This is a genomic window from Hominiventricola aquisgranensis (genome assembly GCF_040096225.1).
GTDB classification, from domain to species: Bacteria; Bacillota; Clostridia; order Lachnospirales; family Lachnospiraceae; genus Hominiventricola; species Hominiventricola aquisgranensis.
Map to the genome: position 1 here is coordinate 70,287 of NZ_JBBMFC010000007.1, position 21,824 is coordinate 92,110.

Sequence of the window (21,824 nt, forward strand, 5' to 3'; positions counted from 1 at the left end):
AAATGAGGCGAACATATGCGTGCTTTCGGAGAAGTATTAGTAGAAAACAGAAAAAGGAAAGGCTACTCCCAGGCGGATCTGGTGGACTTACTTGCTCAGGAAGGAATTGAAGTTACTACGAAAGCAGTCTCCAAATGGGAGAATCTAACAAGAGAACCCTCCTTACACACAATCCTGACAGTTTGTCAGATTTTAGATATTGAAGATATATACGAAGAATTTTTAGGTGAAAATCCATTTGATCATGTCATGGAAAATTTGAATGAAGACGGCAAAGCTAAGATTATTGAATTTGCCAATCTTCTGCGGGCGTCCAGAAAGTATCTTCCGCATAGAGCCGATATCATTCCATTTGAAAATTATCAGCCGATTGCAGTAGAGCCAGCTTCTGCCGGTACTGGAAATTATATTGAAGACAGTGTAAAAGAAAGTTACAATGTCGGTCATCTCGCACCTGAAAAGACGGATTTTGGAATCCGTATATCTGGTGACAGTATGGAACCAATGTATCATACCGGAGATGTTGCATGGGTTCATAAACAAGACAGTATCTCCAACGGTGAAATCGGTATCTTCTATCTCAATGGCAATACCTATATCAAAGAGCTACATGACGGTCCGGATGGAGTTTATCTGGTTTCATTGAATGAAAAGTATCATCCAATCCAGATTTATGAATCTGATTCTTTTAAAATCTTTGGGAAAGTAATCGGAAAATGCAAAGGAGCAGAAATCCCTGGTTTTCATTAAAGATCAACTGCAGACTTCTAGCCTGCTCTTGCTGAAAATAATAAAGGAAGTGATAAAATGGCAATTAACAACACACTTAAAGATATCCGTGAAGAACGAAATCTCGTTCAGGCAGATCTTGCAAAAGCTGTCGGTTCTTGCAGTGATACCATCGGACGCATTGAGCGTGGTGAGCGAAATGCCTCTCTCGAAATTGCAATCCGTCTGGCACATTATCTGAAAATGCCAGTAGAAGAGATTTTTCAAATTGAAGACTGAACCGCAAATATCAGAAAACCGAGGACTGTTCCCCGGTTTTTCTTTTTCGCTAAACTATTTAGAGTCCTTTTACAAACTCAACTGCATTTTTTATATCTTTTCCATCTGGATGTCCTTTTGCTATACCACCCACCAGTTTAAATGGGCCAAATGTGTCATAGCCCTTGCATCCGAATTTTCCGATTGCTGTAGAATGCTTCTTGCCCAAAATCTGCTCTATGGATTTATAATTCGCACTTCCACCATAAGTACAGATCAGAAATACCCCTTTGTCGTCCGGTAGATTCTTCTCTGCAAATCCCAATATCGACTGATGAAATTTTGAAAAATAGATTCCTGATGCAAACCCAATCGTATCATAACTGCTCAGATCTGCATCTGGCTGTTTTACAGCATCAATCAAATCAACCTGACACTCTTCTGCAATGCTCTTTACTAATTTCTCTGTGTTTCCATGATGCACAGATGAATATACGATTACCTTTCTCATCATTCTTCCTTTCCTCTATTCCCATCAATCATATCATAGCTCATATCCAAAAAATCTAATGTCTTTGCTTCACTTACTGAACCATCCAGTAAAATTGTGATCCAGTGCTGTTTGTTCATATGGTATCCTGGCAAAAATCCAAAGGTCTGAATAATCATACTTGTCATTTCCGGATCACATTTTACATCCATAATATCGACAAATTCATTTCCTTCTAATCCTAGTTTGCATTTTTCAACGCTCATGACCACAGCATACCATTTTCCATTCTTATGTCGCAACACAGCATTATCTGGTGATTGTGCCCATAAATACTCCGGCATCGTACCATACTGTTTCTTCACATATTCAAAAATTTCTTCTTTCTTCACAATCTATTCAACTCCTGATTCTCCTGATATCCTGCCCATAATCATACCATATTTTCACTTCCCGTGCTACCTGCCAAATTCTTTTGCATTTTCCCGGTTCTCCTGACTTTAACTAATAGAGGGGTAAAACAGCAAGGACAGGAAGTGAGGATACACTTCCGGGAAATCCCAATTTAGGGTACCCTGCCCTAAATTGAAAAACGTTGAAAGCAACGATACTACTGTCCTCTCAGAAAGGAGAACCCACCAATGGCTGAAAGAAAGAGAAACAAAGAAATCCATTTTTATGTCACCGAAGAAGAAAGGAAGCTTATACGCAGGAAGATGATAGAATCAAAAACCAAAAACATGGGAGCTTATCTGCGTAAGATGGCAATCGACGGTTACATCGTCAACACCGATACCACCCCACTGAAGAAACAGTATGAGGAAATGCACAAGATTGGTGTAAATATCAACCAGATTGCAAAAAAGGTAAATACCACCGGAGATCTATATCCAGAAGAAATGCAAGAATTGAAAGAGATGGTGAAAGAATTATGGCGTATCTTAAAATCTTCCCCATTAAGGTAACTGACAAGAAAGCTCTGGACTATATTACAAATCCAGATAAGACAGATGAAAAACTGTTAGTTTCCAGTTTTGGCTGTTCCCCGGAAACTGCAGATCTTGAATTTTCTATGACAAGAGAAATGGCAAAAAAGAATGGAATGGATAAAGGCGATAACCTGGCATTTCATCTGATCCAATCATTTAAACCTGGAGAAGTTGATGCCGAAAATGCCCATCGCTTAGGTCAACAATTTGCTGACGAAGTGCTGAAAGGAAAATATGAGTACGTGATCAGCACACACGTTGACAAAAATCATATTCACAATCATATCATCTTCAACGCTGCAAGCTTTGTTGATCATCACAAGTATGTTTCCAATAAGCGGAGCTACCATAAACTCTGCAGAATCAGTAATCGTATCTGCCATGAAAATGGACTTGCCACCAGCATGCCAACCGGAGAAAAAGGTAAAAGCTATAAAGAGAACATGGAATATCATCGTGGCACCAGTTGGAAAGCCAAGCTACGTGTCGCAGTTGATAAATCAATCTGGACTTCCATCAACTATGAGGAATTTCTGCAAAAGATGCAGTTAGCCGGATATGAAGTCCGGCAGGGAAAGCACCTGTCCTTCCGTGCACCGGAGCAGAAGAACTTCACTTATATGAAATCTCTCGGAAGCTATTATTCCGAAGAAAATGTTCGCATCCGTCTGGCTAAAAATCGTAGCAAAGTAAAAACTCCAAGACATCTGTCCAGAGAAGCTCGCTTGTATATCAATATCTCCACTTATGTCACAACTGGAAATCGAGAGGGATTTGAACGATGGGCAAAGCTCAATAATCTAAAAGAGGCAGCCCGCACCTTCAACTATCTTTCCGAAAATAACTTGCTGAATTATGACGATTTCAGGCAGCATGTATCTGACATTGAAGCTTCTGTGAAAGTTGCCGACCAAAGAATAGCACAAATCAACAGTGAGCTGAGCACGCAGAAAGTCATTCAGAAACACTGCAATTCTTACCGGCTTTGTCGTAAAGTAATTGAAGATTGTAAATCTGCTAAAAATCCAAAAGCATACCGCACCAAACATCAGGCAGAATACCAGCTCCACGATTCACTAAAAAAAGAGCTTCAGGATCTCGGTATCACCAAAATCCCAAGCTCTAATAAAATCCAGAAGCGGATTGAAAATCTTGAATCTGAACAGGATGCTACTGTCCGGGAAAAACAGGAATTGCAGAAAAAGCAGAAAACCCTAGAGATCATTCAGCAAAATTTCACTGTACTGCTCGATGCTCCAGAGATCAGTTCAGACTTACTTCCGGCAAAAAAGGAACCTGTTTCTGTCACAAGAGAAAAATAAGATTGCACTGGCAACTCACTCATTTTCTTCCAAATCTTCCCAAGGTTTCAAATCCTTTTCCTCCCAGGTGACACCATACGGTGCACCTCCGGAGGTATAACCAGCAATACAGAAAAATCGGTCATCTTGCAAGATCTCTTCTTTGGTCAGATTATCTCTTGCTTCTTTTTTCCGTTTTGCTCGCCTCTGTTTCCTCTTTTGTTTCGCAACAGCTGCTTTTTCTTCCGGCGTTTTCCTATGTCCTTTTGCCATAAGTGTTTCTAGTGTAATTCCACTCTGAATGTCTTTTAGTATACGAGTTTCATACCCTGTTTCACGTTTCTCAACAATTCTATAGTATGATGAACATAAAAGATTCGGTGAATCAACATTGTACTAATACTTTTTTTCAACCGAAGTTTTCAATTTTTCAAAAGCTTCTTCACTGATTACATGTTCTATCCGACAGGCATCTCTTTCTGCAGTTTCCCGATCAACCCCGACAGCTACAAGCTGCTCCGTAAAGAACTGATGGCGTTCATAAATTTTCTCGGCAACCTCCCGCCCGGCATTAGTCAGATTGAGGTATCCATCTTCATCGACAGTCAGGAAACCGCCATTCTTTAACACACCTACTGCATGGCTGATGCTCGGTTTACTGAATCCCATGTGCCGGGCAAGATCAATGGATCGGACCATACCCTGCTTCTTTTGAAGAATCAGCACAGCCTCCAGATAATCCTCCCCGGACGCATGAATCTTCATCGGTTCCTCCTTTATGCAAGGCTCCAGCCGGAAGCCTTTTTACGGATATTTACAAAATCCTGATAAATCCCGGCTTTTGCCATAAGCTCGTCATGGGTTCCCTGTTCGCTGATCCGTCCATCAGAGATCACCAAAATCTGATCTGCCTGACGGATGGTATTCAGGCGATGTGCAATCACAAGTAATGTTTTACCCTTTACCAGCTCATTGATTGCCTCCTGGATATAGCTTTCATTATCGGTATCAACACTTGCAGTCGCTTCATCCAGAATGACAATCGGTGCGTCCTTCAAAATGCATCGGGCGATAGAGATTCTTTGCTTTTCGCCGCCGGACAGAGTAGCGCCGCCTTCACCGATGACTGTCTGGAATCCATCTGGCAGCGCCATGATAAAATCATAGCAGCGGGCTTTTTTTGCAGCCTCATAGACTTCTTCCTCGGTAGCGTCCGGTTTACCCATGCTGATATTGTTGTAAATGGTATCCTGGAACAAGTACACCCTCTGGAAAACCATGCTGATCTGTTCCATCAGTTCGGCGAGAGGTACATCCCGAATATCTGTACCACGGATTGTCACTTTGCCGGATTTCACATCCCACAGCCGCGCCAGAAGGTTCGCAATCGTGGATTTGCCACCGCCAGACGGTCCCACAAGTGCGGTCATGGTATTCTTCTGCATAGAGAAGCTGATGTTGTGCAGGACTTCCTTGTCCTGATAGGCGAAGCCCACATCGCTAAATTGTACTTCTGGCTGATCCGGCTGTGCCTGTGACAGAATATGTTGATTTCCGTTATCGGGAAGTTCGGGCTCGTCCAAAACAGCTTCAATGCGGTCTAATGCGGCATTCATCACGGTCAGTCGGGTTGCTTCTCCATAAAGAGCTTTCAGAGGTCCAAAGAGATCAAAGACAAACAGCAGCACGCCCAAAAGATAAGCCAGGGAGAGTACGCCTTCCTGATGTAAAAAAACGGATAAACCGAAGATAGCGGCAATACCCACGCCATAGAGAATGTTTAAGCCAGTGGTCCACGGTGTCATTTTCTGCTCAAACTTCGTATTGACATCCCTTGATTTTTTGAAGTTTTCCGTTAATTCGTCAGATTTTTCTCCGAGCAGATTGTAACTTTTGATAACCCCAATTCCTTCAGCAAAAGACAAGACCGCATCCGTCAAATTCTCGCTTTGGTTTTGACGCCCGACAGCCTCCTTGAAGGAAACCTTATTCATATATTTTGCAACCAGTGATGCCAGCAAGGTAATGATTACCGCAATCAGCCCAAGTCTCCAATCCAGTACGAACATAAAAACAGCTAAAACCAAAGTAGACAGCATATAGCTCATCATGTTGCCAATGGTACTCATAGAAACTTCCTCAATGAATACCATATCCGTACTGAGAACAGAGCTGATTTTTCCAATATTCCCCGATGTAAAGTAACCCATCGGCATTTTTCTTAAATGATTTCCCAACTCCATCCGTTTATCAGCAAAGATCATAAATCCAGCGGCACTTTGCAGACGGTCGCTCAAATAGTGAACCACTGTCTGAACCACTACAACAGCTAATAATCCAAGTCCGACAAACAGACAGGTCTTTCCAGTCAGCGTATTATCAGCAAACCCGGCCAAGACAATAAACGCCATGAAGATCGGCATTTTGGAGAGAATGGACTCGACAAATGCACATAGAAATGCAGCCTGAATACGGCTTTTATACCTCCCGGAGAGGTTCAGGATTCTTGAAATCAATGCAAACATTTATCTTCCCTCCTTTGCAGTAGATACTTTCCACTCGGCGCTGTCCTGAGCCGCTTTCCACAACTTTTGGTATTCTGGGCAAGCTTGAATCAGCTCCTGATGTTTTCCGGTTGCCACCATCTTTCCGTGATCCATAACGCATATTTGATCTGCGTTCATTATAGCGGGAAGTTTGTGAGCGATAACTACCAAGGTTTTTCCCTCCACCAGCTCCGCAATAGCAGCCTCCATTTTTTCCTCATTTTCTGGATCAGCATAGGCCGTAGCCTCGTCAAGCACTACAATCGGGGCATCCTTCAATATTGCCCGCGCCAGGGAAATTCGCTGGCGCTGCCCCCCGGAAAGCATTTTCCCCGCATCGCCCGCCATGGAGTGAATACCTTGCGGCAGCTTTTCCAGAAACTCCATACACCGGGCTTTCTTCGCCGCCTGCATTACTTCCTCATCGGTAGCATCCAAACGTCCAAGACGGATATTTTCCAGCAGGGAGGTGTTAAACAGGTACTGATCCTGAGCCACATAGGAAATGCGGCTGTTCAATGCCTCCAGGCTCATATCACAAAGTTTATGCCCGCCAATGGAAATGCTCCCTTTCTGCGGGTCATAGTAGTGGATCAACAGTTTTGCAAGGGTGCTCTTGCCAGAACCGGATTCACCAACTAGGGCAGTTTTTTGTCCTGCTTGTGCCACAAAGGTAATATCGTGGAGGACTTCGTTTTCCGCTATTATCGGTTTCCCATCTGGGCCAGGCTGTGTCGTCTGATACGCAAAGGAAACATGATCGTAAGAAATGTTAAAATCCTGTCCGTGGAAATCATCCTCAGCAGCTTGCAGCGGTGCCGTATTTAACATCTGTTCAAGTGCCGTGATCTTATAATTCAGATTCGGAATCGTCTCCATAAAGCCCAGTGCTTTCAGGAGAGGAATCCCAATGCTGAGGGAAAGGCAGAGGACTAAAATCAAATCAGGTAAAGTGCTTATGCCACAGAGAACAAACCATGCCCCAAGAGGCAAAGTCAGAATAACAGTGCAGGGCAGTAGACTTCCGTATATCGCCATCCAGGGCCAGGCGGCCTTATACCATGCCAAGGTATAATCCCGATAGTCCGTTACATCCTTGCGGAAGTTCTCGTAAGATTCGCTCTCCCGGTTGAAAACCTTGACAACCTCCATACCATTGATGTACTCAATGATCGTGTTGTTCATTTTCTGTGCAGACTGATAGTAGGGACCCATGCGCTTCATTCCAACAGAGTACATAATGACCATGGAGAGCAGGCTGATCGGGATAGAGGCCAAAGACATAAGAGCCAGTTTCCAGTCCGCACAAAACATAGCAACATAAATCACCAGCGGGATCAGTAAATTTGCGATACCCTCTGGGACTGAATGAGCAAGGAGCAATTCCAAGCTGTCCACATCATCGACAAACAGCTTTTTGATTGTCCCTGTCCCTTTTTCCTCCACAATGCCAAGGGGAAGTTTCTCAAACTTCTTTTGCAGAGATACCCGCAGCCGCAACAATGTGTTATATGCTGCTTTATGAGAAATTGATAATCCCCATCCATAAAAAAACGCCTGCAAAACAAGACAGATCAAAACCCCTATAACACGCAATAAAACAAATTCTGTTTCAACAGAATCGCCCATAACCAATGGCGAAATGACCTGATAGGCCAGCACAAAAGGCAGGATACCCGTAAGAACGCTGACCAGTACGACAACCGTGGCCACATACATATTTTTCTTATATGGCCCTGCGTACTCAAAGATTTTTTTGAACATAAGCCCTCCTTATATTGAGCCGTACTGTCTGTGCTTCAAAAACAAGAGGCCGCCAAAGTAAAGCGGCCTCTTATCATTATCTTTCTGTCCAGTCAAGGCGGCCCTGACATTCATAATTTCTAAAATTCACTGGCGGATTCGGAAAAAATCCAAAACCTTTTTACTGCCGGATTCGTCCAATGGATAGCTTTCTTTTACTTGCCCTTTTTCCATATGGACTACATACGAACATCCCGCCATCACCAACTCCGGATCATGCGTAATAACAAGAAGCGTTTTGCCCTGATCCGCGAGTGACTTCAAACTCCGCGCAACTTCCCTCATATGTTTGAGATCAAGCCCGCTTGTTGGTTCGTCAAACACAATGATCTCCCGGTTACTCACAATGGCAGACGCGATCGCTACCCGCTGTTTTTGCCCGCCGGAAAGAGAAAGCGGGTGCCTGTCTTTATATTCCAGCAGATCAAACTGTTTAAGGATTTTATCCACAACAGTTTCATCCTTGTTGTCCATGCTCAGAAGCACTTCATCCGCCACGCTTTCGGTAAATAGCTGATGGCTGGTATCCTGCATTACCATGTAGCAATGTTTGAGCCGGGCTTTCCAATCAAGGGTTTTCCCCTCAACCTGCAAAAAGCCACACTTCTTTTCCAGTCCGCAAATACAGCGGGCCAGAGTAGATTTTCCAGCGCCATTCAGACCGATAATGGCAATCGTTTCTCCAACAGGCAGTTCTGCACTCGGAATATGGAGGCTTTCCGGTTCGCGCTTTTTATACGCAAAGCAGAAATTTTGAAATTCCATCTGTTTAGCTGTATGCGCCTGATACTGATTCGCAGGCTTCAACTTCGAGAGAGAAAACGGCCGCAGCCCTATTTCTTTTCGAGTGCCATCCGATAAGCTGTCAAATTCAGCAGGCGTGTATTCCCGTTCAATCTCCCCATCTTTTACATACAGCACACGATCTGCAAGATCGTGAAGGTAGTAAAGGCGGTGTTCTGCGATCAGAATTGTTTTGCCCTGCTTTTTCCAGAGGCTTAGGACCTGCCGCAGGTCATCAATAGCAGCCATATCCAAATTAGAAGATGGTTCGTCCAGGACCATAATTCCCGGCAGCAATACACTTGATGAAGCACAGGCTATTTTTTGCTTTTCGCCTCCGGACAGAGCAAACACGCTTCGCCCCATCAAATCTTCAATATGATAATCGGAAACTGTCCGGTCAATCCTTTTCAGGATATCCTCCTGAGGATAGCCTAAATTTTCACAGGCAAAGGCTAATTCACTATCCGTATCCACGTTGAAAAACTGACTTTTGGGATTCTGGAATACAGATCCCACCATAGCAGCCAAGTCATAAAGCGGCGTATCTGATACGCTTTTTCCGTCCAGAAGGACATCGCCCTCTAATTTGCCCTCGTAATAATGAGGCACCAGCCCGTTTACCAAACGGGTAATCGTTGTTTTCCCACAGCCGGATTCTCCCGTGAGTAAAACAAATTCCCCTGTGTTTATGGTGAGATTGACATTTCTAATCCCTCCGCCGCTGGATTCTTCACCATAAGAAAAAGAAACATTTTGAAAATCTATCATGGCAAAATCCCTCCTGCGGAAATTATCGGGGAAGCAATCGCCCAAAACACTACAAAGCAACAAAACAAGATCAGCACCACATCGGCAAAATTGAATTTAAGCTGGCAAATGTTTGTGCGTTTGACAGGAGCGCCGAGGCCACGGGTAATTGCCGCAGCGGAAAGTTCCTCACCGATTTTCACGGAGCAGGTAATCATCGGGATCAGCTTATACTCCAATATTTTTGAAGATTTTTTCCCTCCAAGTTTAATCCCACGCATTTTCATAGCGTCACTGATTGCTTCTGACTCCTGAAAGACAGTTGGAAAGAAGCGGAACATGACCGTTAAGGGGATCGTCACTTCTTTAGGCATATGGATTCTTTCCATGCCGGAAATCAATTCACTGACCGTTGTTGTTTTCACTGCATAGGCAGCAATCGCAACACTGGGAAGGATTCGGCAGAAGAATCCTATTGTAAACAGAACAAGGAAATTCAATATCCCCGTAAGGTGCGGCAAAACATAAATTTGGACAGCATAAAAAACAGAAAACACAGCAATATAGCCCACAGCTTTTGCACATTGTTTCGAGGTAAGCAGCAATATAGCCGGAACCACACAAAGAACAAGGCGGATCAGTCCCATAGCTTCTCCGCCTGTTCCACCCATGACAAAAATGCTTATGATGAAGATGAGCAACAGTTTTGTACGCGGATCGAGCCGCAACCCTTGTTCTGTTTTTTTGCTGAGCAGAATTTCCCGCGCCATTATGCAATACCGGCACGCTGGAAGTGCTTTTTGCAAATGGCTTTCCCAATCATACCTCCGACAAGGCCAAACACAAAGCAGGCAACCAGCAAAATAGGCGCAATCCACATAGGCATATATGTATTAAGGGTAGCTGCATATTCAGCGCCGTATCCTTCAGTCAGCATTACCATATAGCTTTCACGGTTCAGGAAAATGGGAGCAAAGTTGCCAAACACCCAGATGCTGAACACACCGCAGGAAAGGACTGTACTCTTTGCACTTTTGTAGTCTGCCTTTTTCAGGATCACGTCAGCCAACAGGCCGCCAACAAGACCAGTTACCATAGTAAGATAGCCGTTGCCGAAGAACACCATGATTAGGCCAATCAGGAAACCCATGATTGCAGTCATCCCGAATTTTTTAGCCTTTGTAACATACAGCATATAGGGGATGCCGCCAATCAAAGGACACAGCACCGCCATCAGCGGAATAAAAATGGGGATGAAGCCAAGCATCGCCACCAGCATAACAATGACGACATAGATGACGGTGTAGATGCCGATAGTAATTAAATCTTTTCCCTCAAGCCGGGAACTTTTTTTCTGGGAACTCATACCAGTATCCTCCTATCTAAAAAATGGTGTAGTTAGCATTTTCTAACTACACCACATATAATAACAATTTACGCCTACATTTCCAACCCAAAAACGGTTTTATTCTACCCAAAATCGGTATTTTTTAATTTTAACCAATCGTATTTTCCGTTTTATAGTTTTTAGGAATTACCCCATACTTCTTTTTGAATGCCGCAGCAAAGTTACTCGGTTTTGAATAGCCTACAAATGCTGCCACCTGACTTACGTTCAAATTACTTTCTAATAGTAGACTTGCCGCCTTTTCCAATCGCTGATCTATAATATACGCATGAACCGATGTTCCAAACAGCGAGGAAAAACCCTTTGACAATTTTGAAGTACTAATATTGACTTTTCGCGCCAATTCCTCACAACTTGGTGCCAAAGCAAGCTGACTGTCAATGATTCTCTTCGCTTCTATGATGGATTCTCGGTCACTTCTGGAAATTGCTATATAAGTTGACGCAAGAATACTCAGTTCCAAAATCTCACTCAAATATACAGATAACAACTCAAAAACTTTGCTTTCCAAAAACAGGTATCCCAATCCGCCGCGATATTGCGTGAAGTCTTTCAGTTCCGCAAAAATGTGCTCCATATAGGGAGTAATACCTACTTTTGATATACCTTCCAATAGTTTTTTCTGATAAACCTCAATCTCACCAACATCAAAATAGTCATTCATAATTTTACGGAAATACGACAATGGTACTTTTACATTTTTGAAAAGGAAATCGTTTTGTTTGGAATAGCACAGATATTCCATTTTCCCGTGTCCACGATAAATACAGGACTCACCTTTTTGTATGCTGATACTTTGTCGGCTATCTGCAATATTCCAGGAAACTCCATCATTGAAGCAGAACAACATTTGAATGTATTCTTCGCTACTCACTCCCTGCACGTTCATATCTGAAAAATAATTCATTTTCCAGTCCGAAACAACTGCTCCCTGTTTCGTGACCACCTGTAAAATCTGCCCTGTCCCCATGTCTGCTGGAATATCTATGGTTATTGTCTGCGGTGAATTAGAGAGCAGATCACGATAAAGATTATTCATGTATTGGTTTGTCATGTACAAGCATTCCTCCCGAAGTTAGATAAGACTAATTAAATTTTACAACTTCCAAAGTAAAAAGTCAAATTTTGTAATCATGTAAAAAGCAGACACTACTTAATGTAAATTACAAACTTCACTTACTTCCATTTCTTTCTGCATCTCACAAGACGATAAAGTCACTTTTAAAACCCATTGTACTGACAATTTAATATTAATTCTCATTATTCTCCCTGCACATCGCTAAATTATCTTATAAATATGGCATTTTAGGAACACCTGACAGTTCGAGAGTTAATTTTATCTGAAGTTCATATTTATCGTGCTTTTATTGCAAGTAATAATGTTTCTGATAATTTAGCTGTTCTAAAGTGCATTTTTGTCAATTGGTTTAAAATTTTTTCCACACTCTGATAATTCCACGACATTAGGCTATCTACAGTACTAACTATGTTTTTACCACAAAAAACTTTATAGGTCAATCTCCATGTCCATTGATCCATCCCCACTTGCTTTATATCGGTAATATACGTCTCATAGCGCAATCTTCCTTGAGTAGCCACCGATATTCTGCTTCCTACTGGCGCAACAAGAAATTTCGGTTCTAAAAGTTCTATCAGGATTGGGACATTTATATTCAAATTTTTATCTAATTTATACAATAATTTTTCTTGTTCATCCCTTTTTAAATGACCAAGTACTCCCATGCACATTACACCACTTATTTTATCTCGAAATGAATATTTACCTACATCTATCGGCAATAGAGAAATTCTCTCTTTAACTTCATTATGCTCCATTAATCTTGCCATAAACGCTGTTCTCATATAAGCCGATGGTTCTAAAGCAATTATTTCTTTATCACATATCATATTAGCCATCTCTATTGTTGTTTTTCCAGTTCCTGCACCTATATCCAAAATGATTCCATCTAAATCCTTAACCATATCAGCAAATTTGTTTAAAACAATTTTTTTGTTCCCTATCTGTGAAAGAGCTGATAAATCATAAAATTCTACTGTCTCTCCGTATACATTCTCAATTTCATTCAATCCCGTCATTCTCCTTTTTTATTAAATGTCTTTTTTCCAAATCATAAAATATATTTTTTATGTCACCAAAATTGTCATAATCAACGATATTCATATAGCCCACTTTCTGACATATTTCAGACCATAATTTTGATACATATATTTGATATTGCGCCATGGACATTTTTTCTGTTCTATTTTGCTTAAATAAAATCTCTAAAGCTTTCTTTACTGCATCCGGCCATATTTGTTCAAACGTTTCTTTTACTGATGGTAACATTACATTTCCTATAGTAACACCAGAGGGTATATTTACTTCCTCTTCTACATTAATACTTAGTGTTCCATATTCATCTCTTGGCATATGCAAGAAAGGAAGCCATATTACCGGACCATGGGTATTGACCAGACAGAGCCGCCCTGTGGAAAATGTCAATTCTATTCTATGATATAAATGTAATGGATGGTCTATATCGTTACGATCCACATTGGTATTCACTATAAATGTTACCGGAACCATTCCAATTATACCACTAATAACTCTGTTACCCCCTCCTGCCATAGAAGTTGTATAAGATTCTGCTACATTTCCCAATTTCCATGTTGATAAGCCTCCCAACGCACACCCCAATATATCTATTCCATCATATAATACATGTATAGCGCATTCCAAGGATGCATTTATAAGATGAGCATGTTTACTTATTATTTGTGCCGCCTCTAAAAAATCTCGAATTGGCTTGATATACCGATAAAATGGATTCAACATAAAAGCGGCACTTCCGGATTCTCTTATACAATTAACAATTTCTACCTCATGAGCAGGATGTTCTAATAATGTTGGTATCCCTTTTGCAAGTATACTTTTAGCTATATTGGCACCGTTTCCACCTCCAGCCGCATTAGGTACAACTACACATGCTGCATCAACATTTTGATTTATTTCTTTAATATCCGTATACATTGGCACATTTAGATTCTTTGAAAGAAGTCTGGATCTATCGCTTCCTTTTCCCAATATACCCATAAGCTCATATTCTTTACTTTCTGCAATAGCTTTCAAATAAATTTTCCCAAATCCTGTTCCACATACTAAAATCTGTTTTTTCTTCATATCTTTCCCTCTGATTTGAACTTATCTATTTTTTTAAGTTCATCTAACACTTGATATTTTTCAAGATAACTTGCCATTGTATAAATTCCATCCTTCCTAGGCATTTCAAATATTGCATTGGCAGTAATCGCTAATATTTCGCCAGTTAAAACACTCGGATTTTTTCCTTCAAAATAAATGCATCTACTATCATTTCCTTTATTTTGTCTTACCCATATAAAAGCTTTTTGGTTGCTATTTTTCTGTCCCATTAATGCATTTACTAAATCTTTTTTTTGACAATGCGCCTTATTTACTATTGAAAATAAACTTACAGGTGCCGCCGTATATGAATCAATATTAAGCATATATTTCCCTTGTATAATTTCTTGAATTTCTTCTGTAACATATGGCAATATAGATAATTTCGAAATTCTTGTTGGAAGATTCAGCGGACTTCTTTTCTGAGCAGGTAAAATTTTTCCATTTCGCACACATGCCATAGGAATTCCAGCTTTATAACTTTTTATTTCTTCCACATAATCGATTGCGGCAGCTTTTGAAAAATTATAGACACCTCCAATAATCATCTCTATTAAGTCATCATTGAAAGCTTCTTTAAGCACAGAAGACAACATCCATCCTGATAACCCCGGAAATATTCCCGAACCAACTATAGCGGTACCTTTCATGCTAGAATTCCTCATTTTTCTAATTAAATGAATTCCTCCTGGGTCAACATACGGAATATTCTCTGCCATTGCTCCAAGTAACATTTTTTCACTATAGTCTGCGGAAGGTCCGATTGCTCCTATTACCAAATCACTTCCTTTAAAGAATTTTCCAATATTACTTTCCTTATCAATATCAAGTTCAAATAATTGGATGTTGGGAGCCATATACATTCCTGTATCTTTTATTGTTTCTATATTCCGTACACTGACTCTTAATGAATAGCCTAACTTACTTAAAACCTTACACGCTGTCACACCAACAGTACCTGTTCCGCCAAGAATACAGATTGTTCTGCGATTATTTATCATTTTCTAGTTCCCTCATAATAATATCAAAAATGTCATTACTATTAGATTCAAATTCTCTAACGTTACCTAAAACAGCCTTTTCCCAAGATTTAATAGCAACTGAATTTCCGTCAATTATGCTTATATCTCCTAAATATAAATCACTTTCTTTTGCTTTAGATGGATTTATTAAAAAAATGCGGTTAATAATAATGTTTTCCCCCAATAGTTCACTTGCCTTAGTTATGCATAAAGAAGCCATTTCGGAAAAGGCAATAATATATTTCTTTTTAACATTTATGTCTTCATGACATCTTTCAATTATTTCTTGCCCTCCCACTCTCTTACAACTTATGTTTGAAGCGCTCAACTTTTCTATAAGAACATCTCTTATTTCATTTTCGTTATCCCCAAATATATATACAACAGTATATGAATTTCTTGTTTGATTTCCTGCATTACTATGCATTTGATTTTTTGAAGGATTTTTACAATCCGATATATACTGAGCAATCCCCATAATTGTTGGCATCGTCAACGATGCCCGTAATATTTCATCAAATCTCATGCCTTGTGCTTCTTGTATGTCACTAACTATGCGCCCAGAAATCTGAGATAATAACAAAGAATCAAGTCCATTTTCTAATAAATTATCTTCATAATCAATATAATCATTTCCAGAAATAGAGCATACGATTTTTTTGATACTTTTAGCAAGTTCTACATATTCCTTCTTTTGCGAAATTAAAGTTGCTTTTGCATTATGCTTTACCTTGATGTTCTTTTGTATACTCTCTGCCAGTCCTTTTCTGTCTATTTTGCCATTAGTAGAAAGTGGAAAACTCTCTACATTTACAAACTCTGAAGGAATCATTGCTGGTGGCAAAAAAAAGGCTAACTGCTTTCTGTATTCTTCTTTCGTATAGGAAATGCTCGATATTTTATTTTTTATAAAAGCTATCAGCACACCCTTCCCTATACTTTGATTATAAACCACGCAACAATCTTCAATATTTTGCATTCCACGTATTGCATTTTCTATTTCCGCAATTTCTATTCTATGCCCATTGATTTTTACCTGATTATCTAATCTGCCTAAAAATTCAATGTCGCCATTCTCTACATATCTTCCATTATCTCCAGTGAGATAAATCCTGTTCTTTTCTTCTTCCAGATAAACAAATTTTTCTTTTGTTAATATTGTATCTCCTAAATAGCCTTCTGCCAAAGAATATCCTCCTATGGCAATTTGCCCCGAAACATATTCCGGACAAATTCTCAATTCCTCGTCTACAACTCCCATCCACTGTCCAAGCAAAGCTTTTCCATATAATATAGTAGGCCTTTCTTCTATTTCATCAATTTCATGATATATAGACCAAATCCCACCTTCCGTAGCGCCTCCCAAACTAATCATTTGAGCGTTGGTCATAATCTTTCTTAGTCTTCCTGGCAGACTAGTATTTATCCAATCTCCGGATAACAGTACTAATCTAACTGTCGGATAACTCTCCGATTTAGACGCAAAAGCATCTAACATTTCCGCCTGCGCTGGAACACTATTCCACAAGGTCACTTTGTATTCATTAAGTAATCTGCCCCAATGGGATGCATCTGGTCCTTTTTCTGGATTCGGTAATACTAATGTTCCACCAACTCCCAATACACTAAATATATCAAATACAGAAAGATCAAATGACAGTTCCGCAATACCAAGGATTGTATCCTCTTCCGAGATATTATACATATTTTCAATAGATATAAGAGTATTTTGTGCCGCAGTATGTGACATTACTACACCTTTAGGCTCTCCTGTAGAGCCAGAAGTAAATATTACATATGCAATAGGATTTTGGAATTCTGGATGCTTTTCTAATCGGTATTCCAAATTCTGAAGTATCATATTTACTTTTTTCTCATCCAATTCCACAATAACATTTGCTTTTGATAAAATTTTTTCTTGTCGTGCCAATGGCTGTTTTATATCAATAGGTAAATAAGAAAATCCAGCAATCAAAACACCCATTACTGCTGCAATTTGATTTACAGATTTTTTCATTCTTATCGCAACCAGTCCAGTTCTATTTTCCACAAATTCTTTTCTTAAATAACCTGCTATATATTCTGCTCTTTCCAACAATTCTCCATATGTCACTGTTTCAACAGCATCTATTACGGCAGTTTTATTAGAATTCTTTTTCGCATACTTAACAAATCTCTGTTGAATACGAGATTGATTCGTAATACCTTTATTTCGTTCGCAAATTACTTTTTTCTTACTCGCACTTGGCACTATAATTTCCAATGGATTCTTCCATTCTTCCGAATGTTTTATTCCAAGTATTCTTATTGTTTCAGTAAAAGACTCAAACATCTCCGTTACAATAGATTCTTTTATCGCACCTTTTCTTGTATCCCAGCTTATCATCAGGCCTTTTTCTTGATCTTCTGAATCTATCTCATCGACTATCTGACAATCAATCCATACTTGAGGGGTATGACTAAACCCATATTCAATAGTGCCTACAGTGCCATCAGTCTTCAAAACCCCTGTAAATACGATCGGCATTAATAATTCCTTTTCTTCAGACACTTTACTCAGTTCTCTTAGCACTTCGACACCAGAAAAAGAATTATGCTCTAAATCCTCCATCAATCTTTTTGTAATTTCTTTGACTCTTTCTATAAAACTCATATTTTGAGTTACATTTACTTCTAGCAAGTTCACTGCTGTAAAGTCTCCTACTATGGAATTAGTATTATTTCCGATAGTTGGTCTATTTTGAATTGGTAAATTGAGTGTAAAATGTTTATTCGAACTCCACCTTGAAATAACTTCTGCGTATATACCAATAAGCACCGATGAAACTGTTACTCCGTATTCTCCTGCAATTTCCTTTATACGTTTCCAGTCAGACTGATTAATATGTTTCTGAAATCGATAAAATTCATATGTATTTTCACACTTATCTGCGGCTCGTCCATCTTGTGGAAGAATTGGAGCCTCCGGTAATTTTTTCAGTCTTTCTAACCAATACATTCTATCCTGATGCCATTTTAAACTTCCTTTACGTTGTTGATTGAACATTGCATAATCTGAAAACTTATACCTTATTTTTTCTAATGAAGCTCCTTTCAAAAGTTCTCCCATTTCAGAAATCAGAAGTTGCACACTTGCAAAATCTGAAACAATTAAATCAACAAGTAGATGGAAAAAATTTCCTTCTATACGCTTCGTTATTAGCACTTTAAATAATGGAGGTTCCTCCGTATGAAAAACATATTCACTAAAATCTTCCCTAATCTTAGATAAAGTATCTACTTTTTCCCTCTCTGCCATTTTTTGTAGATTTACTATTTTAATTTCATAATCAATCTCATCTCTCTCTAAAATTTCAAATCCGACCTCTGTTACTTTCGCTCTTAGCATTTCATGCCTATTTACCAATACTTTCCAAGCTCTTGATAGTTCTTCTGCACTGTAGGAACCAAAATCAACCTCAATATATCCTTTACATCCAATTCCACCCCACTTCACAGCTTCTGTTTTTCCAACTAAATAGGCTGCTTGCACATCAGTCAAAGGATATACATTAGTTTCATAATCATTATCCGTAATAAACTCGTCTATCGTTTGTTTTTTCTTCAAAATTTCAATTATTTCTTCTTTATATTTTTTAACTTTCTCTTTAGAATTTTCTGTAAAATTCCCTTTGGAATCTTTATATTTTAATTTTCCATCAACAGTTTCAAAAGTAACGCCTTTTTTTTCAAGCTCTACTAATAATTCTCCTGCTACTTTTTTCGTGTCCTGCATTTTTTAAATTTCCCCCTCTTCTACAAATTCTGCTATATCTGTATTTTTTCTCTTATCAACCAATTTTGTTAGTGCGTTAATTGATGGATTCATAAAGACCTCTTTCATGCGTACCTCTATTCCGCAACGAGCATTAATAGCCGCAACAAATCTAGCCGCAAGCAAGCTGTCTGCACCTATCTTAAAAAGGTTCTCATCCAAATCAGCCACTTTATTTTTCAATAGCTCCTCCCAAATCATCAGTACAATATTTAATACTTTGTCAGACATTATTTCCACACTATCAGTTTTCTGATATTCTGCCAATCTTCTTCTATCAACTTTTCCATTTGCATTAAGAGGAAAATTTTCTAATCTGTTTATAGAATTCGGTATAGAATACTCAGGAAGATGTATCTTAAGATAATCTTCTATTTCACTCTCTGCAATGTACTCTCCCAAGTAAAATGCAACTAATTCTTTATGGTATTTATCCCCCTGAGCAACAACTACGGCTTCTTTTATTCTTGAAATACTTTTTAATACACTTTCAATTTCTCCCAACTCAATTCGATGTCCACGTATCTTTACTTGGGTATCCATTCGCCCTAAAAACTCTATCGTTCCATCTGCCCATCGCCTTCCCCGATCTCCTGTTCTATACCAACGTTCCCCTTTTACATCCGTAATAAACTTTTTCATTGTTAGCTCTTCATCATTAATATAGCCTTTCGCCAGACTTCCACCTCCAATTTGCAATTCACCAGGAATATCAACTCCGCACTCCACAAAATTTTCATCCGTAATCCTATATTTCTGTTTTGGTAATGCTTGCCCATAAGGAATAGAATTCCACAATTTATCTACTTTTGAAACGCAATAATAGTTGGACCAAATTCCGCCTTCTGTCGCTCCGCCCAACGCTACAAATTGCGAGTTTGCTGAAGTTACTTTATACCATTTCTCCGGTAAATATAAAGGAATCCAGTCCCCTGACACTAATGCCAACCGCAATTTACCAAAATGATTATTTTCCCCCATTATCAAAAACATGTCCAATAACGCGGGGGCACTATTCCAAATAGTAATTCCATAAATCTCTATCAGATTTTTCCATACTTCTGGATCTCTAAAGTCGTCTTCATCAATTAAAACAATTGTCCCTCCAACAGTTAAAAGACCAAATATGTCAAAAACCGACAAATCAAAATCAAATGCTGATATATTTAATACGGAATCTTCCGCACCAATATTCCACATATGTAAAATTTCTTCTATTGTATTCATTGCAGCCACATGACTCATTTCTACTCCTTTAGGTTCTCCGCTAGAGCCCGATGTATAAATAATATAGGCAGTATCTTTTGAATTATTTTCAATACACCCAGTCCATGGATTCTCTTCTAAAAAGGCTTCATCCTGCAATACAAGAGCCGGCTTGACATTTTCTATGATTTTTTTCCGACGTCCTAACGGCTGCTTCATCGCAATCGGAACATACGCTGCACCTATTGCAAGAATTCCTAACAATGCAGCTACTTGTCCAATACCTCTCGGCAATATAACTACAATCTTATCATTTCTTCTTACTCCTCTTTGCCACATATAGTTTGCTGCACGCAACGCATATAAACGCAACATCTTATAAGAAACTTTCTCATTTTCATAGATAAGCGCAATTCTCTCTGGATATTTCAATGCATTTTCATAAAATTCTCCATGTAATGTTTCCTTTCTATTAGAAAACTCTCGATCGTTCATCATATACATTTCCTTTCCTCAACTATTCCACATTCTTTTTAAGCCATTCTACGACTCTCACAATAACCTCATCTTCTATAGTACCGCCTTCATCCTTTAATGGAGAACTTACCTTAGAAAGTGAATGTCCCAACCCTTTAAACAAAATTATATCTGCATTATTCCTTGCTGCCTTTGCTATTTGCACAGCTTCTACCGGAGAAATCCATCCGTCATTCAAACCATGAAGTACTAAAATAGGTAATTGGATTTTTTTTATGTCATCTAATATTCCTGCCCATGTTTCTCCAGGAGCATTTTCAGCAAATCGAATTAAAGTAGTAGGATCTGCAACTATTTCATCTGCCAATGGTATCCAATTATCTATTATGCTGAATCTTCCTTTCCCTTCTGGATCAAGTTCTTCATTAAATTTCATATTTCCCTCCTTATCCGTACCAAGAATAAGTAAATACAGAGAGAAAGAGATAGATGTGGAGTCCGGTATGCAATTCAAAAAATCCGAAATTTCTAATATGCTATCATTATTGTTATCCAACTCTTTCAACTTTTCTACTGTAAGTTCGCGCAATATATAAGAGAAATAGGAACTCCATCCTTCTGCAATACCCGACTGAAGAATCAAAGCCTGCGCATTCGGAAAATCTGAAACTAAAGTTGTACAAACTCGTACTCCTTCACTCCATCCATAAAACAGAATTCCTTCCACTTCAGACAAGCCAGAAACAAATCTCGTTACCTCTCTGGCATCCCGAATAATTATTTCTATATCATAATTTTCTCTTTTATCATAACGAAATACCGCATATCTAGCTTTCACAAACCCTTCGCTCAATAAATCAAAATTACGGGATACTATACCTCCCATGGATTCAACTGTAGCGTGCCGATCAGATGGACCGGAACCATGAAATAAAATAATCGTTTTCCATTGACCTTGCCTTTCTGGCAAATCTAATTCTCCTGAAATTTTCATTCCATTTTCCAAAGTAATTTCCAATTCTTTTACAAACATATTTTTATTCTCC

20 protein-coding genes are annotated in these 21,824 nt (G+C 39.2%); 4 read left to right on the top strand and 16 right to left on the bottom strand.

The window, feature by feature from the left end:
* Positions 1-15 precede the first annotated feature (15 nt).
* Together WMO62_RS05470 and WMO62_RS05475 are read left to right on the top strand one after the other, a co-directional pair.
* Positions 16-750, top strand: a complete 735-nt coding sequence (locus tag WMO62_RS05470) for an XRE family transcriptional regulator (RefSeq protein WP_117457278.1) — start codon at positions 16-18, stop codon at positions 748-750.
* A gap of 57 nt (positions 751-807) precedes the next feature.
* Positions 808-1,008 (top strand): helix-turn-helix transcriptional regulator, encoded by a 201-nt coding sequence (locus WMO62_RS05475; RefSeq protein ID WP_054335619.1) that lies wholly within the window; start codon positions 808-810, stop codon positions 1,006-1,008.
* A 58-nt stretch (positions 1,009-1,066) separates the two neighbouring features.
* Here the strand turns inward: WMO62_RS05475 and WMO62_RS05480 are convergent, their stop codons facing one another.
* Together WMO62_RS05480 and WMO62_RS05485 are read right to left on the bottom strand one after the other, a co-directional pair.
* Positions 1,067-1,498: a flavodoxin family protein gene (locus WMO62_RS05480; RefSeq protein ID WP_054335660.1), complete on the bottom strand. Its 432-nt coding sequence runs from the start codon at positions 1,496-1,498 to the stop codon at positions 1,067-1,069.
* Positions 1,498-1,869: an MmcQ/YjbR family DNA-binding protein gene (locus WMO62_RS05485; RefSeq protein ID WP_054335618.1), complete on the bottom strand. Its 372-nt coding sequence runs from the start codon at positions 1,867-1,869 to the stop codon at positions 1,498-1,500. Before WMO62_RS05485 ends, WMO62_RS05480 begins: the two co-directional genes overlap by 1 nt.
* A gap of 249 nt (positions 1,870-2,118) precedes the next feature.
* Here WMO62_RS05485 and WMO62_RS05490 point away from each other — a divergent pair, with 249 nt between their 5' ends.
* Together WMO62_RS05490 and WMO62_RS05495 are read left to right on the top strand one after the other, a co-directional pair.
* Positions 2,119-2,442 (top strand): MobC family plasmid mobilization relaxosome protein, encoded by a 324-nt coding sequence (locus WMO62_RS05490; RefSeq protein WP_015528451.1) that lies wholly within the window; start codon positions 2,119-2,121, stop codon positions 2,440-2,442.
* Positions 2,409-3,788 (top strand): relaxase/mobilization nuclease domain-containing protein, encoded by a 1,380-nt coding sequence (locus tag WMO62_RS05495; protein ID WP_118721484.1) that lies wholly within the window; start codon positions 2,409-2,411, stop codon positions 3,786-3,788. Before WMO62_RS05490 ends, WMO62_RS05495 begins: the two co-directional genes overlap by 34 nt.
* 15 nt (positions 3,789-3,803) lie before the next feature.
* On the opposite strand, the gene WMO62_RS05500 is transcribed toward WMO62_RS05495, so the two are convergent.
* The 14 genes from WMO62_RS05500 to WMO62_RS05565 all read right to left on the bottom strand — a co-directional run bounded on the left by WMO62_RS05500 (position 3,804) and on the right by WMO62_RS05565 (position 21,811).
* Positions 3,804-4,040 carry a hypothetical protein gene (locus tag WMO62_RS05500; protein ID WP_015528449.1) on the bottom strand — a complete coding sequence of 79 codons (237 nt, stop codon included), beginning with the start codon at positions 4,038-4,040 and terminating at the stop codon, positions 3,804-3,806.
* Positions 4,041-4,163: 123 nt separating this feature from the next.
* A complete protein-coding gene (locus tag WMO62_RS05505; RefSeq protein ID WP_015528448.1) occupies positions 4,164-4,532 on the bottom strand; it encodes a metal-dependent transcriptional regulator in 369 nt (122 codons plus the stop codon).
* 11 nt (positions 4,533-4,543) lie between these two features.
* Positions 4,544-6,292, bottom strand: a complete 1,749-nt coding sequence (locus WMO62_RS05510) for an ABC transporter ATP-binding protein (RefSeq protein WP_015528447.1) — start codon at positions 6,290-6,292, stop codon at positions 4,544-4,546.
* Positions 6,293-8,077 (bottom strand): ABC transporter ATP-binding protein, encoded by a 1,785-nt coding sequence (locus WMO62_RS05515; protein WP_138344132.1) that lies wholly within the window; start codon positions 8,075-8,077, stop codon positions 6,293-6,295.
* Positions 8,078-8,203: 126 nt separating this feature from the next.
* A complete protein-coding gene (locus WMO62_RS05520) occupies positions 8,204-9,670 on the bottom strand; it encodes an ABC transporter ATP-binding protein (protein WP_054335617.1) in 1,467 nt (488 codons plus the stop codon).
* Positions 9,667-10,419: an energy-coupling factor transporter transmembrane component T gene (locus WMO62_RS05525; protein ID WP_055222061.1), complete on the bottom strand. Its 753-nt coding sequence runs from the start codon at positions 10,417-10,419 to the stop codon at positions 9,667-9,669. Before WMO62_RS05525 ends, WMO62_RS05520 begins: the two co-directional genes overlap by 4 nt.
* A complete protein-coding gene (locus WMO62_RS05530) occupies positions 10,419-11,015 on the bottom strand; it encodes an MptD family putative ECF transporter S component (RefSeq protein WP_015535748.1) in 597 nt (198 codons plus the stop codon). Before WMO62_RS05530 ends, WMO62_RS05525 begins: the two co-directional genes overlap by 1 nt.
* A gap of 130 nt (positions 11,016-11,145) precedes the next feature.
* Positions 11,146-12,111 (bottom strand): helix-turn-helix domain-containing protein, encoded by a 966-nt coding sequence (locus WMO62_RS05535; protein ID WP_015528443.1) that lies wholly within the window; start codon positions 12,109-12,111, stop codon positions 11,146-11,148.
* A gap of 299 nt (positions 12,112-12,410) precedes the next feature.
* Positions 12,411-13,145, bottom strand: coding sequence for a class I SAM-dependent methyltransferase (locus WMO62_RS05540; RefSeq protein WP_055222064.1), 735 nt, complete (start codon positions 13,143-13,145; stop codon positions 12,411-12,413).
* Positions 13,138-14,238, bottom strand: coding sequence for a Gfo/Idh/MocA family oxidoreductase (locus tag WMO62_RS05545; RefSeq protein WP_055222066.1), 1,101 nt, complete (start codon positions 14,236-14,238; stop codon positions 13,138-13,140). Before WMO62_RS05545 ends, WMO62_RS05540 begins: the two co-directional genes overlap by 8 nt.
* A complete protein-coding gene (locus WMO62_RS05550; protein ID WP_118721479.1) occupies positions 14,235-15,260 on the bottom strand; it encodes an NmrA family NAD(P)-binding protein in 1,026 nt (341 codons plus the stop codon). The genes WMO62_RS05545 and WMO62_RS05550 overlap by 4 nt, the downstream gene beginning before the upstream one ends.
* Positions 15,250-19,056: an amino acid adenylation domain-containing protein gene (locus tag WMO62_RS05555; RefSeq protein ID WP_138344131.1), complete on the bottom strand. Its 3,807-nt coding sequence runs from the start codon at positions 19,054-19,056 to the stop codon at positions 15,250-15,252. The genes WMO62_RS05550 and WMO62_RS05555 overlap by 11 nt, the downstream gene beginning before the upstream one ends.
* Before the next feature lie 3 nt (positions 19,057-19,059).
* Positions 19,060-20,799, bottom strand: a complete 1,740-nt coding sequence (locus WMO62_RS05560) for a non-ribosomal peptide synthetase (protein WP_171030276.1) — start codon at positions 20,797-20,799, stop codon at positions 19,060-19,062.
* A gap of 19 nt (positions 20,800-20,818) precedes the next feature.
* A complete protein-coding gene (locus tag WMO62_RS05565; RefSeq protein WP_138344130.1) occupies positions 20,819-21,811 on the bottom strand; it encodes an alpha/beta hydrolase family protein in 993 nt (330 codons plus the stop codon).
* Positions 21,812-21,824: the final 13 nt, after the last annotated feature.

Excerpts from the sequence above, each read along its gene's own strand:
- WMO62_RS05470 (WP_117457278.1), top strand. The coding sequence starts at position 16 with ATGCGTGCTTTCGGAGAAGTATTAGTAGAAAACAGAAAAAGGAAAGGC.
- WMO62_RS05475 (WP_054335619.1), top strand. The coding sequence starts at position 808 with ATGGCAATTAACAACACACTTAAAGATATCCGTGAAGAACGAAATCTC.
- WMO62_RS05480 (WP_054335660.1), bottom strand. The coding sequence starts at position 1,498 with ATGAGAAAGGTAATCGTATATTCATCTGTGCATCATGGAAACACAGAG.
- WMO62_RS05490 (WP_015528451.1), top strand. The coding sequence starts at position 2,119 with ATGGCTGAAAGAAAGAGAAACAAAGAAATCCATTTTTATGTCACCGAA.
- WMO62_RS05495 (WP_118721484.1), top strand. The coding sequence starts at position 2,409 with ATGGCGTATCTTAAAATCTTCCCCATTAAGGTAACTGACAAGAAAGCT.
- WMO62_RS05500 (WP_015528449.1), bottom strand. The coding sequence starts at position 4,040 with ATGGCAAAAGGACATAGGAAAACGCCGGAAGAAAAAGCAGCTGTTGCG.
- WMO62_RS05505 (WP_015528448.1), bottom strand. The coding sequence starts at position 4,532 with ATGAAGATTCATGCGTCCGGGGAGGATTATCTGGAGGCTGTGCTGATT.
- WMO62_RS05510 (WP_015528447.1), bottom strand. The coding sequence starts at position 6,292 with ATGTTTGCATTGATTTCAAGAATCCTGAACCTCTCCGGGAGGTATAAA.
- WMO62_RS05515 (WP_138344132.1), bottom strand. The coding sequence starts at position 8,077 with ATGTTCAAAAAAATCTTTGAGTACGCAGGGCCATATAAGAAAAATATG.
- WMO62_RS05520 (WP_054335617.1), bottom strand. The coding sequence starts at position 9,670 with ATGATAGATTTTCAAAATGTTTCTTTTTCTTATGGTGAAGAATCCAGC.
- WMO62_RS05525 (WP_055222061.1), bottom strand. The coding sequence starts at position 10,419 with ATGGCGCGGGAAATTCTGCTCAGCAAAAAAACAGAACAAGGGTTGCGG.
- WMO62_RS05530 (WP_015535748.1), bottom strand. The coding sequence starts at position 11,015 with ATGAGTTCCCAGAAAAAAAGTTCCCGGCTTGAGGGAAAAGATTTAATT.
- WMO62_RS05535 (WP_015528443.1), bottom strand. The coding sequence starts at position 12,111 with ATGACAAACCAATACATGAATAATCTTTATCGTGATCTGCTCTCTAAT.
- WMO62_RS05545 (WP_055222066.1), bottom strand. The coding sequence starts at position 14,238 with ATGAAGAAAAAACAGATTTTAGTATGTGGAACAGGATTTGGGAAAATT.
- WMO62_RS05550 (WP_118721479.1), bottom strand. The coding sequence starts at position 15,260 with ATGATAAATAATCGCAGAACAATCTGTATTCTTGGCGGAACAGGTACT.
- WMO62_RS05555 (WP_138344131.1), bottom strand. The coding sequence starts at position 19,056 with ATGCAGGACACGAAAAAAGTAGCAGGAGAATTATTAGTAGAGCTTGAA.
- WMO62_RS05560 (WP_171030276.1), bottom strand. The coding sequence starts at position 20,799 with ATGATGAACGATCGAGAGTTTTCTAATAGAAAGGAAACATTACATGGA.
- WMO62_RS05565 (WP_138344130.1), bottom strand. The coding sequence starts at position 21,811 with ATGTTTGTAAAAGAATTGGAAATTACTTTGGAAAATGGAATGAAAATT.